The sequence below is a fragment of the Rhizorhabdus sp. genome (assembly GCF_018006725.1).
GTDB lineage: Bacteria > Pseudomonadota > Alphaproteobacteria > Sphingomonadales > Sphingomonadaceae > Rhizorhabdus.
Genome location: NZ_JAGMXV010000145.1, coordinates 1 through 12,534 on the forward strand (window position 1 = coordinate 1; position 12,534 = coordinate 12,534).

General features: G+C 64.2%; 14 protein-coding genes, 1 tRNA gene and 1 other RNA gene. 4 read left to right on the forward strand and 12 right to left on the reverse strand.

Features of this window, described 5'->3' with window-relative positions:
• From KAY22_RS17900 to KAY22_RS17920, 5 genes are all read right to left on the reverse strand, one after another.
• Positions 1-1,614, reverse strand: a 1,614-nt coding sequence (locus KAY22_RS17900) for a DNA polymerase III subunit gamma/tau (protein ID WP_296624663.1), incomplete at its 3' end; no start/stop codon positions are given.
• A gap of 56 nt (positions 1,615-1,670) precedes the next feature.
• Positions 1,671-1,768: signal recognition particle sRNA small type (ffs, locus tag KAY22_RS17905), an RNA gene on the reverse strand.
• Positions 1,769-1,844: 76 nt separating this feature from the next.
• Positions 1,845-2,180, reverse strand: a complete 336-nt coding sequence (locus KAY22_RS17910) for a 2Fe-2S iron-sulfur cluster-binding protein (RefSeq protein WP_296624664.1) — start codon at positions 2,178-2,180, stop codon at positions 1,845-1,847.
• On the reverse strand, positions 2,177-3,262 hold the full coding sequence (locus KAY22_RS17915) for a cysteine desulfurase family protein (RefSeq protein ID WP_296624665.1): 1,086 nt from the start codon (positions 3,260-3,262) through the stop codon (positions 2,177-2,179). The genes KAY22_RS17910 and KAY22_RS17915 overlap by 4 nt, the downstream gene beginning before the upstream one ends.
• The gene (locus KAY22_RS17920) at positions 3,259-4,317 is read right to left on the reverse strand and encodes an aminotransferase class V-fold PLP-dependent enzyme (protein WP_296624666.1); all 1,059 of its coding nucleotides are present in this window, start codon (positions 4,315-4,317) and stop codon (positions 3,259-3,261) included. The genes KAY22_RS17915 and KAY22_RS17920 overlap by 4 nt, the downstream gene beginning before the upstream one ends.
• Before the next feature lie 112 nt (positions 4,318-4,429).
• Between KAY22_RS17920 and KAY22_RS17925 the strand changes: the two genes are divergently transcribed.
• Positions 4,430-5,077, forward strand: coding sequence for an alpha/beta hydrolase (locus tag KAY22_RS17925; RefSeq protein ID WP_165321298.1), 648 nt, complete (start codon positions 4,430-4,432; stop codon positions 5,075-5,077).
• A 50-nt stretch (positions 5,078-5,127) separates the two neighbouring features.
• Here the strand turns inward: KAY22_RS17925 and KAY22_RS17930 are convergent, their stop codons facing one another.
• Positions 5,128-5,304: a hypothetical protein gene (locus KAY22_RS17930; RefSeq protein WP_296624667.1), complete on the reverse strand. Its 177-nt coding sequence runs from the start codon at positions 5,302-5,304 to the stop codon at positions 5,128-5,130.
• 127 nt (positions 5,305-5,431) lie between these two features.
• Between KAY22_RS17930 and KAY22_RS17935 the strand changes: the two genes are divergently transcribed.
• Entirely contained in the window at positions 5,432-6,238 is an 807-nt protein-coding gene (locus KAY22_RS17935) for a phosphotransferase (RefSeq protein ID WP_296624668.1), read from the forward strand.
• A gap of 71 nt (positions 6,239-6,309) precedes the next feature.
• Positions 6,310-8,301 (forward strand): acyltransferase family protein, encoded by a 1,992-nt coding sequence (locus KAY22_RS17940; RefSeq protein WP_296624669.1) that lies wholly within the window; start codon positions 6,310-6,312, stop codon positions 8,299-8,301.
• A 50-nt stretch (positions 8,302-8,351) separates the two neighbouring features.
• Here KAY22_RS17940 and KAY22_RS17945 read toward each other — a convergent pair whose 3' ends face one another.
• On the reverse strand, positions 8,352-8,741 hold the full coding sequence (locus KAY22_RS17945; RefSeq protein WP_296624670.1) for an addiction module antidote protein: 390 nt from the start codon (positions 8,739-8,741) through the stop codon (positions 8,352-8,354).
• Positions 8,742-8,884: 143 nt separating this feature from the next.
• The gene (locus KAY22_RS17950) at positions 8,885-9,286 is read right to left on the reverse strand and encodes a response regulator (RefSeq protein WP_366514104.1); all 402 of its coding nucleotides are present in this window, start codon (positions 9,284-9,286) and stop codon (positions 8,885-8,887) included.
• Between the two features lie 190 nt (positions 9,287-9,476).
• Here KAY22_RS17950 and KAY22_RS17955 point away from each other — a divergent pair, with 190 nt between their 5' ends.
• Positions 9,477-9,923: a hypothetical protein gene (locus KAY22_RS17955; protein ID WP_296624672.1), complete on the forward strand. Its 447-nt coding sequence runs from the start codon at positions 9,477-9,479 to the stop codon at positions 9,921-9,923.
• A 92-nt stretch (positions 9,924-10,015) separates the two neighbouring features.
• Here KAY22_RS17955 and KAY22_RS17960 read toward each other — a convergent pair.
• From KAY22_RS17960 to KAY22_RS17975, 4 genes are all read right to left on the reverse strand, one after another.
• Positions 10,016-10,090 (reverse strand) — tRNA-Val (locus tag KAY22_RS17960).
• A 162-nt stretch (positions 10,091-10,252) separates the two neighbouring features.
• A complete protein-coding gene (locus KAY22_RS17965; protein ID WP_296624673.1) occupies positions 10,253-10,525 on the reverse strand; it encodes an HU family DNA-binding protein in 273 nt (90 codons plus the stop codon).
• Between the two features lie 142 nt (positions 10,526-10,667).
• Positions 10,668-11,453 (reverse strand): polyphosphate kinase, encoded by a 786-nt coding sequence (locus KAY22_RS17970; protein ID WP_296624674.1) that lies wholly within the window; start codon positions 11,451-11,453, stop codon positions 10,668-10,670.
• A gap of 163 nt (positions 11,454-11,616) precedes the next feature.
• Positions 11,617-12,534, reverse strand: a 918-nt coding sequence (locus tag KAY22_RS17975) for an amino acid--tRNA ligase-related protein (RefSeq protein WP_296624675.1), incomplete at its 5' end; no start/stop codon positions are given.

A 12,534-nucleotide genomic window follows, 5' to 3' on the forward strand; every position in this document is an offset into this window, starting at 1 on the left:
GCGCATAGCCTCCTCCTCGGCCTTCGCCTGGGCAAGCAGCGACGGTTTGCCCGCCTCCGACGCCATGGCGATGGACCAGGTCACCCCGGTCACCTTGGCGAGCAGCTTGCCCAGATCGCCTGCGAAACTGGCGGGCAGACGCGGATGACGCGCGATCACCAGTTCCTCGCGCTCCAGCCGGACGATCGAGGCATAGTCATGAAAAAGCTGCGCCAGCAGCGCATTTTCCGGAAGCAGCATTGCATGAAGAGATTCGGCCGATGCCGGCAGGTCCGGCAGCGCGGCGGGATGCGCTGCGACAGGCTCAATGGAGATCGGCGCTGGCGCAGCCTCAATCACTGGCGCGATGGGTGCCGAAGACGAAACAGCCGCCTGCTCTGTGGCCGGAACAGGTGCAAGTGCCGCAACCGGCGCAGAGGAAGTTGATGCCGATGCCGCAGATACCACCATGCTGCCATCGCCGCTCGCAAGCTTGCGCGCGAGTTCGCCCGGATCGGGCAGCTGGCTGGCATGGACGACGCGCAACAACGCCATTTCGGCGGCCTCGATCGGCATGGCGGCGGTCTGGACCTCGGCATGGCCCTTGAGCAGCAGCTGCCAGAGCCGGTGAAGCGTCGCGAAGCCGAGCCGCGCGCCCCATTGCGCCAGTGCCTCGCGCTCCTCGACCGACAGCGCCGGATCGTCGGTACCGGCAACCTTGGCGCGGGTCACGCCGTGGCAGGTTTCGAGCAGCCCGTGGAGCAGCGCGACCGGCTCGACGCCCAGATCATATTGCGCGCGCACAGCCTCCAGCACCGCTCCGGCATCGCCCGACAGCAAGGCGCCGAACAGGCGGCGAACGGCGCCGCGATCGCTCAAACCCAGCATGTCGCGGACCTGGGCCGCCTCGACCTGACCCGAACCATGGGCGATCGCCTGGTCGAGGATCGACAGACCGTCGCGTGCCGATCCCTCCGCCGCACGTGCGATCAGGGCCAGCGCCTCGGGCTCGGCCTCCACGCACTCGGCCGAGACGACATGGGCGAAATGGGCTGCGAGCTTGTCGGCCGGAATACGGCGCAGGTCGAAGCGCTGGCAGCGTGACAGCACGGTGATCGGAACCTTGTTCACCTCGGTCGTGGCAAACAGGAATTTGACGTGCGCCGGGGGCTCCTCCAGCGTCTTCAGCAGGCCGTTGAAGGCCGACTTGGACAGCATGTGCACTTCGTCGATGATGTACATCTTGTAGCGCGCCGACACCGACGCATAGCGCACCGCCTCGATGATCTCGCGGACGTCGTCGATGCCGGTGTGGCTGGCCGCATCCATCTCGACCACGTCGATATGCCGCCCTTCGGCAATAGCCACGCAGGGCTCGCAAACGCCGCAGGGATCGATCGTCGGACCGCCCTGCCCGTCCGGCCCGACGCAGTTCAGCGCCTTCGCGATCAGCCGCGCGGTCGACGTCTTGCCGACGCCGCGAACCCCGGTCAGCAGGAAGGCATGGGCCAGCCGCTCGCGCCGGATCGCATTGGCCAGCGTTGTGACCATCGCGTCCTGGCCGATGAGTTCACGGAAATTCCGCGGCCGATATTTGCGCGCGAGAACGCGATATGGCGTCGAAGAGTCGGACATGCCGAGACCTTAGCCAGCCGGGGCCGGATTGTCCCCGTGATATTTGCCGATGTGAGCGAGGTGGGAGCCGGAACGACCCGATACGAAATCGTTGCGGCTGCTTCCTTCCGGACCTGACCGGGTTGGCGACGGCACCGTCCGCCCGACTCCCGCGGCGCATATGGGGGAGAAGTCAGCGCGATGCAAGCTGCCTGAACCAGCACCCTTGCCGGGATCTTCCCGTTGCCCGCTTAGCGCCCCTGCATGTTGCGCGACGACGGCGGCATGCGAACCGTGAGCGTGTCGAGCATGTCGGTCAGGTGGATCTGGCAGGCAAGGCGGGAATAGCGGGTGACATGGCTGGCGAGGTCGAGCAGATCCTCTTCCATCTCCGACGCGCGCGGCAGCTTCGGGAAATCCGCCGGATCGACGATCACATGGCAGGTCGAACAGGCCATCTGCCCTTCGCACGTTCCTTCGAGCGGCTGGCCATCCGCCTGCGCCACCTCGAGCAGGCGCAGCCCCGGAGCGCCATCGACCTCGCTGCGCTGCTCGCCATCCGCCGACAGGAAAACGACCTTCGTCATGCGCTTCTCACCCCCTGGCGGCCCGCCGCCTCCGCGATCATCTCCATCGCGCGCCGCACATCCTCGACGGAGGTGTAGCGCCCGAAGCCCAGCCTGATGCTCGACCGCGCCTCGCGGTCGGTCAGGCCGATAGCCTTTAGCACATGGCTCGGTCTACCCGAGCCGCTGGCGCAGGCAGAACCGGCGGAAAAGGCCAGGTTGCGCAGGCTCGACATCAGGCGGCCGGCATCGAGCCCTTCCCTTCGCAGGTTGAGATTGCCATGCCAGCGCGCCTCGGCCGATCCGTTGAGCGTCCAGCCACCGTCCAGCGCCGTCAGGGCTGCATCCCACAGCGCTTGCACATGGCCTGCGTCCGCGTCGCGATGTTCCGCCATCAGCGCCGCTGCCACGCCGAACCCTGCACAGAGCATCGGTGCCTGGGTGCCGGATCGGCCAGCCGCTTCCTGCCGACCGCCATGAAGCAGCGGTTCGATCTCCACCCCGTCCCGAAGCCAGAGCGCTCCGATCCCCTTCGGCCCGTGAATTTTGTGCGCGGAGACCGCGATGAGGTCGCAGCTGTCGGGAATATCGACCCGGCCATAGCCCTGTACCGCGTCGCAGAGCATCAGCGCCCCCGCGCGCTTTGCCAGCGCAGCGATCTCGGCCACGGGCTGGATCACGCCGATCTCGTTGTTGACCAGCATCACCGCGACGAGCCCGACACCGGGCCGGATCGCCGCTTCGGCCGCCGCCAGGTCGACCAGGCCATCCGCACCGACCGGCAGTTCGGTCAGCGGCCGGCCCGTCGCGCGGGCGGTGTCGAGCACCGCTGCATGCTCGGTCGCGACTGTGACGATGGCCCCGCTGCTGCCCTTGATCGCCCAGTTGAGCGCTTCGGTCGCTCCGCTGGTGAACGCCACCCGCCCGCCGGCGGGCATCAGCGCCCCGACCCGCTCGCGCGCTACCGCCACCGCAGCCGCCGCCTCCCGCCCCGACTTGTGCGGCGAATGCGGATTGGCGAAGCGCTCGTCGAGATAAGGGAGCATCGCCGCGCGCACCTCGGGCGCCAGCGGGGTCGTCGCCTGATAGTCGAGATAGATCATGCCGCGCGATTCTGTGCCGAGGCGGCGATACGGCGCCATTCGCACAGGAAGCGATCGATGTCCGCCTCGCCGGTATCGGGTCCGAAGCTCACGCGCACGGTTTCACGCGCTTCCTGCTCGCCCCAGCCCATCGCTGCCAGCACATGGCTCGGCTTCAGGCTGCCCGACGAACAGGCGCTGCCCGCCGAAACGGAGATGCCCGCCATATCGAAGCGGATCAGCTGCGCGGTCGCGGCGACCCCCGGCATGCGATAGCTGGCGATGGCGGGCGAACGGATGGCTTGATCGGCGACGACGATCCCGCCCTCCCCGCGGATCGCGGCATCGAGCCTATCGCGCAACCGGGAAGCCTCTTCCATCCAACCGGCGCCCTGCTCCAGTGCAGCGGCGAAGGCCATGATCGCCGGGACATTTTCGGTGCCGCCACGATAGCCCTGTTCCTGCCCTCCACTGGGCTCGAGCAGCGCGAGATCACGGACCAGCAAAGCCCCGATGCCGGGCGGACCGCCGAGCTTGTGCGCGGACAGGCTGATGAAATCGGCCGTGGGGAGCGGCATCTTGCCCGCCGCCTGAGCCGCGTCCATCAACAGCAGCCCCCCCTCGTCTGCGATCCTGGCACGCAATTCCTCTATCGGCTGGACGACGCCGGTCTCGTTGTTCACCAGCTGGATCGCGTGCAGCGTGTCTTCCGCTCCGATCGAACCCGCATCGACGCGCCCGAGTTGGTCGACCGGCAGCGTACCCGCATCGCGAGCCGCGCGACGCACGGCGTCATGCTCGACGGCAGAAACCAGCCGGGCCCCTGCCTTGCCGCGCCGAAGGGCAATCTCGATCGCCTCGCTCGCCCCGCTGGTGAAGATCAGTGCTCCGTCATGGCCCAGCGTCCGGACAATACGAGCCCGCGCATCCTCGATCGCCGCACGCGCCGCACGGCCCTCGGCGTGGGGCGAGGACGGGTTCGCCCAACGCTCCATCGCCTCGATCATCGCCGCCTTGGCGACGGGCAGCATCGGGGTCGTCGCGGCATGGTCGAGATACAGTCTGGGAAGCGACACGCGCGAAGATGCTCCAATTGATTGCGCGCGAGGCGCCCGAGCCTATATAGGCCTTCGTTCGGCGGCGCGCCATCCGGCGCGCCCGGCTCAATCCATGTCCCGAAGGATATCGATGCCAGAAGTCATTTTCCCAGGACCCGAAGGGCGCCTCGAAGGGCGTTTCAACCCCGGCCCGCGTCCGCGCGCGCCCGTCGCCCTGATCCTGCACCCGCACCCGCAGGGCGGCGGCACGATGAACAACCGCATCGTCCAGTCGCTCTACCAGACCTTCGTGCGGCGCGGCTTCGCGACCCTTCGTTTCAATTTCCGCGGGGTCGGCAAAAGCCAGGGCACGTTCGACAATGGCGTGGGCGAGCTCAGCGATGCCGCCTCGGCGCTCGACTGGGTGCAGTCGATCCATCCGGAAGCGCAGACGACCTGGATCGCAGGCTTCAGCTTCGGCGCGTGGATCGGCATGCAGCTGCTGATGCGTCGTCCGGAGATCAAGGGCTTCATCTCGATCGCCCCGCCGGCGAACATGTACGATTTCACCTTCCTGGCACCCTGCCCGTCGTCGGGTATCATCATCCAGGGCGACAGCGACGAGGTCGTGACTCCCGGCGCCGTGCAGAAGCTGGTCGACAAGCTCCGCACCCAGCGCCACATCACGATCCATCATGACGTGATCCCCGGCGCCAACCATTTCTTCGCCGACGAAATGCCGCAGCTGATGCAGTCGGTCGACGGCTATCTGGACATGCGTCTTTCCGGCGATCGTTGAGACGAACCGCGCTCGACCGCGTGACGACACGCCCGCAACCGGGCGGTGTGTCACGCGGTCGGCAGCGTCCAGATTGCGACGTTGAGGAACATCACTGTACCGGCCACGATCATCAGCCAGCCGCGCTTGTAATCCTTGCGCTTGAGGATCAGCCAGATACCGCCCCCGCCCAGCAGAAATCCTGCAAGCATCAGGATAGAAAGCGTAAAAGCGGCCGGGCCGTTCATCTTGGGTCCACCTTGGTCCGAACAATAGCCGTCCGATGGACCGCATCGTGGGAGCATGTCAATCAGGCAGCCCCGACCGATTCACGAGCACAAGCCGATTCCGGCGCGCCGACAAGGGGGTGATGACATGATCGTTCCGCATCTCGTCGCGCTGGTCGGCGCGGGTGCCAGCGCCGAAGTCTTCCGCATCAGCGGGGGACGGGTTCTGAAACTCTATCGCGAAGGTCTCGATCCCGGCGTGGTCGAACGCGAACATGACGGTGTTCGCCATGCCCAGGACCAGGGTCTTCACGTCCCGCGCACCTTCGGCATGCACGAATGCGGCAATCGCCGCGGCATCATCCTTGAGGAAGTGCGCGGAACCACGCTGCTTCGGACGCTGCCGCTGCGTGTTCCGCAATGGCGGCCACTGCTGAGACGTTTCGCCGACTACCACGCCATGATCCATCGCTGCAGCGGCGAAGGCCTTCGCCACGCGCAGCACCACATCGTGCGAGTCAGAATCCAACAAGCTGCCGTCAGCGAGCGCGTGCGGCGCGAGGCGCTCGAAAGGCTGGAGGCGCTCCCGCGTGGAGACCGCCTGTGCCACGGCGATTTTCATCCCGGCAATGCGCTTCTGACCCGACACGGGATAGCAGCGATCGACTGGTCCAACGGCTGTTCGGGCGATCCTGCCGGCGACGTGGCGCGAACCGAACTATTGTTTCGCTATTCGGGCTTCGGCCGCCTGCTCAGGACCTGGCCCGCCCTGAACCTGCTCCGACCCCTGGCGGCATCCTTCTACCTTGCCGAATATCTGCGCCGTACCGCTATCGCCGAAACCCAGGTCGCCGCCTGGCGTATTCCGATCGCCGTCGCCGCGCTGGTGCCCGATAGCCGGGTACACCGGCCTTCGGTGCTGCAGGCGCTGGAAAGGCTCGGCGTCAGCGCCTGATCCGGAAAATCGCCTAGTCGTGGGCTCGGCCATTGCCTGATGAAATGGCCGCGCTAGGGCAGCAGTCACCAATGTCTGGACACGCCCCTTCGCCCTCACCTCGCTATCGCCCTGAAATCGACGGGCTGCGCGCGGTAGCGGTCATGATGGTAGTGTTCCATCACGTTGACTTTGCCTGGGCTTCGGGCGGCTTCATCGGGGTCGACATCTTCTTCGTCCTGTCGGGCCATGTCATCACCGTTCTCGCTCTCGACGCGATGGAGACCGGCCGCTTTTCGATCGTCGACTTTTACGAGCGCCGCGCGCGGCGGATCATGCCCGCGCTGATCGTCATGTGCGCGTCGCTGCTGGCGCCGGCCTATTGGCTGATGCTCCCCGGTCAGCTTATCGCCTTCGGTCGGAACCTCGTCGCGACACTGCTGCTCTACTCCAACGTCTCCTATTGGAGAGCGGCCAATTATTTCAGCGAACGGGCCGAGCTCAATCCGCTGCTGCACAGCTGGACACTCGCCGTCGAAGGGCAGTTCTATCTGCTTTTCCCGTTGGTCATCCCCATGCTCCGAAGGCTCGGGCTGCGGCCGATGATCCTCATCCTGGCAACGGCCTTGCTGGCAAGCCTCGCCCTGTCCCAATGGGCCGCGCACAGCCACCCATCCGCCAATTTCTATCTCGCGCCCAGCCGGGCATGGGAATTGATCGCCGGCATCCTCTCCGCCATCGCCCACCGACATGGTCGGCGCATCGCCCGGCCCGCCGCGTCCTGGATCGCGCTGCCGCTCCTGATTCTGCCGATGTTGATCTATGACGCGGGCACCCCTTTCCCAGGCTTTGCGACCGTGCCGGTGGTTCTGGGAACGATCCTCCTTCTGCAGGGCGAGGTCCGTGAGACGGCGGTGGGCCGGCTCCTGGCGATGCGACCATTGGTGCTGACCGGCCTTATGAGCTACAGTCTCTATCTGTGGCACCAGCCGCTATTTGCCTTCTACCGGCTGCACCGTGGCGGTGAGATATCGACTGCCGCTGGCTGGATTCTGATCGTCCTCGTCTTTCCGATCGCTTATCTCAGCTGGCAGTTTGTAGAAGGCCCGGCGCGGCGGCCCGATGGTCCACTCGCTGCACGCACCGCGCTGCTCCTCTTTCTGGCTGGGAGCATCGGCTCGTCCATGGTGGTCGCGCATCGGATCAAGGTCGAGCGGGGCCTGCCACAGCGCATCCCGGCCTCGGTGATCCGGGTGCTCGATACCAGGTTCGGAGGCAGACACGGCTGCCTCAACCGGTTGAGCGCCGAAGCTATCGCAACTGGAGAGCGCTGCTTCATCGGCGCGGAGCAGGGCCGCCCGACGCTCGCGATCATCGGCGACAGCCACGCCACGTCGATCGCGGACGACCTGTCGGACGCGCTACGCGATCGCGGCATTCGGGCGAACATCTTCACCTGGAGTTGGTGTCCGCCGCTTGCGCGTCTCGATGGCGATCTGCCAGCCCGTCGCAAGTGCATCGCTGCCCGCGACGAAGCGCTTGAGCAGATAGCGGCCGACAGCCACATCCGGACGGTGCTGTTCTACGCCGAATGGGCCAACTACACGACTGGCTATACCCAAGCGAGCTATGATCCGCCAACCGCCTTTCATTTCGACGGCGGCGGCCGCGTCTCCGACAATCCGGCCCAGTTCGCAAGGGCGGCACGAGCCACGTTCAAGGCGCTTGAACGCTCCGGAAAACGGGTGATCGTCATCCGCTCGACGCCCGAGTTCACCTTCCGTGTTCCCGAACGCGCCGCCCGGCTGTTGCTGAACCGGTCCGCGAAACTTGCAACGCTCGATCTGCCGCTTGTCGCGTATCATCAGCGAAGCGGCGACGCGATGCGGCGGCTCGATCAGGCAGCCAAAGGGATAGATGTTCGCTTCGTCGATCCGATTCCGACCCTGTGTACGGCGGGGCGGTGCCCGGTGGTCAATGGTCAGGGTGAAGCGCTCTACACCGACCATAATCATCTCAGCCGGCGCGGAGCACAGCGGATTGTGCCGCTGCTCGTCCCGTTGATCGAGGCGCCCACCCGCTGAGCCGCGACCACGTTCCTGTGCCACGCTACACCGGCGCCATGTGGCGCCGTTCAACCATCCTCGCCCGGCTGCTGAACTTCCAACGTTCTTCCGGGTCGACAGCGCGGGGATGAACGGCGCTCGATCTCAGGCTCCGCCGCCGCGCATTCGTGGGCAAGCGCGTCTTGGACATGTGCGGCGCGCACGGAAAGACGAAGTTCGAGGGCATCAAGCAGCCGCGACAGCGTATCGAGCGTCGGATTGCCCTGATCCCCGAGCGCCTTGTAGATTGCTTCACGCGTCAACCCGGTCTCGCGCGCCAAAACGCTCACGCCATGCGCCCGCGCCACATGTTTCAGGGCACGCCGGATTTCGGCGGGATCGCCTCGCTCGAACACCGGTTCGAGGCTGCGGGCAAGAATATCGGGCTGCTCCGACGGATAGGGAGGCCGTGATCTCATGATATTCAGTTCAAGCCTCCTCTCATCTCAAAATACAGATTTCCGTAACGTCCAAAGAATCATTCGCGCGGTGCGAGCAGATGGCGAGTAATGATTGGCAGGCCCTAAAAATCGATTGCGTATTTGCATCGCAGTGAGCCCGATCAGGCTTGGAAAACCATACCCTGCCTGCGTCCTCCGGCGACCTCCGCGATCGCCTTTTCTAGACCGGCCAATGTGCAGGGCTTACGTAACACGGTTCCAGGGACCGCTATGTCGACGTTGCCCGTAAGAAAGATCGCAGCCACATCAGGATGCATCTCCCGGATCTTACGAACGACCGTAATACCCGACATTTTCGGCATATGTATGTCCGCTATAATTAGGTCGATGTCGAACAATTTATTCTGCGAATACAGAATCGCCTCATAAGGATCCGATATCATCTCGACCTGGTGCCCAATACCAGACAGCATCTCCCCGACAACGCCAAGGAGCATCCTATCATCGTCAATAAATAATATCTTCATACGTAAAACCACGGAGTCTCTGGATTGAGAATCCATCCAAATGTTACAATTGGTAACAATTTATAATTCATAAATATTCATCGCAATCCATTTTGCAACGAATTTCTCGATTTTAATTGCACCAAACACCGCGCTATAACGGATCACTCTTGAGTTAAATGAAATCTACTTCATGTTAACTATAGTTATCAGCTGACGATATTTGCATTCGCCAACTATAGTTTACATGCGATTGCGCGAGGTGGATGAATTGACCAATTCACTATTCGCTGAGGAACTGGAGCGAACGGCCGCCGATCTGATCCTGCGCGAGCCAGCACGGCGGACAGCGGAATTCCAGGCGATGCGTAAGCAAGGTCGCCTCGCCACCTTGCTTCGTGCTCTGGAACCCAGGCGATCAGAACCCTCTGTCGACTGGGAACCAGCTGATCGCCGAGAGGCTGAGGAACACAGTTTTCCGAATCGTGCGAGTGGCCGCAGGGCCCGAACCGTCGCGACGCCTTACGTCCTTAAACTGCCCGCAGCCTGTGTCGGACAATCGACCGGGGTTCCCCCGGTGCTGCACATGACGGCGCGACAACGCCATGCGCGCAAAATGGTTCGCCTTATCCTCCGTTGGGTGCTGCTCACTATCGTCCTGGTCGGCACCGTTATGACGATGGCCTTACCTTGAGCCGCCCGGAAACCGGGCCTCCGTTACGACATGAAGGCGCCCGCGGAGAACTGCTGCCGTCCGGACTCGAGGAGGAATAAGGGGTTGCAGAGTGGTGGGCGCAGCAGGGTTTGAACCTGCGACCCCTGCGGTGTGAACACAGTGCTCTACCACTGAGCTATGCGCCCACTCTGCAAGGTCGGACGGAACATGCCCGCCGACGGCGATGCGGATAGGGTGGGACAGTCGCGCTGTCCAGTCCAAAAAGCGAAGGCCGCGCGCGAGACGAATGCTCGCGGCGGCCTTGCTCCCCGGCGCGCGACCCATGGCCGCGCGCAAACTCTCTCAATTCAGTTCACGGCGTCCTTCAGGCCCTTGCCCGGCTTGAACTTCGGCTGGCTGGATGCTTCGATCTGCATCGGCTCGCCGGTGCGCGGGTTGCGGCCGGTCGACGCCTTGCGCTTGGTGACGGAGAAGGTTCCGAAACCGACCAGACGGACCTCGTCACCGTTCTTGAGCTGCGCCGTGATCGAGTCGAACACCGCTTCGACTGCCTTGGTGGCATCGTTCTTGGTCATGCCGGTGGCCTCGGCGACTGTGCCGATAAGCTCCTGTTTATTCATGCCTTCGTCCCCTACCTGTCTCTCTTGCATGCCAAGGCGATCCCCCGCCCCGGCGGCGGCGCCCGGCTCGACTCCGCGATCGGGATGCTGCAACAATGGCGACATCTCCGCAAGAGCCTGAAATCCCGGCAAGCTTGGCTCTTCAGGCCTTGGGCGGGCTCATCAACTGCGCCCGCGCATATCGCTCGAAATCGGCGTCGAGCAACGGTGGTTCGAGCGGGACGATACGCTCCAGTCGATCGGCAATGTGGGTCAGAACGGCGATGCGCGCCGCCTTCTTGTCATTGCCGTCGAAGACGCTCCATGGCGCCCAGCGCGTGTCGGTCTCACGGAACATGTCCCACATCGCGGCGAGATAGTCGGCACGGCGGGCACGGTTGCGGAAATCCTCCGGTGTCACCTTCCAGCGCTTCCACGGATGATCGAGCCTGTCCGCCAACCGCCGGTCCTGCTCCTCCTGCGTGACATGCAGGAAGATCTTGATGATATTGACGCCATCGGTCTGCTGCTGCGCCTCGAACTCGTTTATCTCGTCATAGGCGCGGCGCCAGGCGCGCTCGTCGGCATAGGCTTCGACCCGCTCCACCAGAACCCGGCCATACCAGCTGCGATCGAAGATCGCGATGCGGCCCTTGCCCGGCAGCTTCTGCCAGAAGCGCCACAGGAAATGACGATCGCGCTCTTCCTGGGTGGGCGCGGAAATGGGCCATACGCGGAAGTGGCGTGGGTCCCAGCCGGTGGTCAGCCGCTGAATCGCGCCCCCCTTGCCGGCGGCGTCCCAACCTTCGAACAGGATCATCGTCCGCAGATTGCAGACGACATGTGCGACATGCAGCCGGCCGAGGCGCTTCTGCACCTCCGCCAGCGCGGCATCATAGTCGCCGTCGAAGGGCCGGCCCTTCTCAAACTCTGCAAGATCGACTGCCAAGCGTCACCACTCCACCCGGTCCGATCCCATGATCGCCGGGAAAGGATGGTTTAATCGCAGGAGTCGGTAAACAGTTTCCCTACCGTCCAGCTATGGGACAGATCACAGGCAGATCGATAGCGGCGATGAGAGGGGGAAAGCGGGTCGCCCTCCCCCTTCATCCTCAGGATTTTTGCGGCTCGACCACCCGGATGTTGAGTTCGCGCAGTTGCTTCAGGCTGACCTGCGACGGGGCCCCCATCATCAGGTCCTCGGCCTTCTGGTTCATCGGGAAGAGCACGACTTCACGGATGTTCGGCTCATCCGCCAGCAGCATGACGATGCGGTCGATGCCTGGCGCCGAACCGCCATGCGGCGGCGCACCGAACTTGAACGCGTTGAGCATGCCGGAGAAATTCTCCTCGACCTGCTCCTGCGTATAGCCGGCGATCTCGAACGCCTTGTACATGATCTCCGGACGGTGGTTCCGGATCGCACCCGACGACAGCTCCACGCCGTTGCAGACGATGTCATATTGATAGGCGAGGATGTCGAGCGGATCCATCGTCTCCAGCGCTTCCATCTCGCCCTGCGGCATCGAGAAGGGGTTGTGGCTGAAGTCGATCTTCTTGTTCTCCTCGTCATATTCGAACATCGGGAAGTCGACGACCCAGCAGAATTTGAACACGCCCTGCTCGATGAGGCCGAGTTCTTCGCCGACGCGCGTGCGCGCAGCACCGGCGAGCTTGGCGGTCGGCAATTCCTTGCCCGCCGCGAAGAACACGCCGTCGTCCGGCCCCAGGCCGAGCGCTGCGATCAGCTTGGCCGTCGCTTCCTCGCCATGGTTCTTGGCGATCGGGCCGCCAGCTTCGCCGCCCTTGATGTTGATATAGCCGAGGCCGGCATGGCCCTGGGAACGCGCCCAATCGTTCATGTCGTCGAAGAATTTGCGGCTCTTCGCGCCGGCACCCGGCGCCGGGATCGCGCGGACGACGCCGCCGCCCTCGACGATGCGGGCGAACAGGCCGAAGCCCGAGCCCACGAAATGATCGGTCACATCGGTAATTTGCAGCGGGTTGCGCAGGTCGGGCTTGTCCGAGCC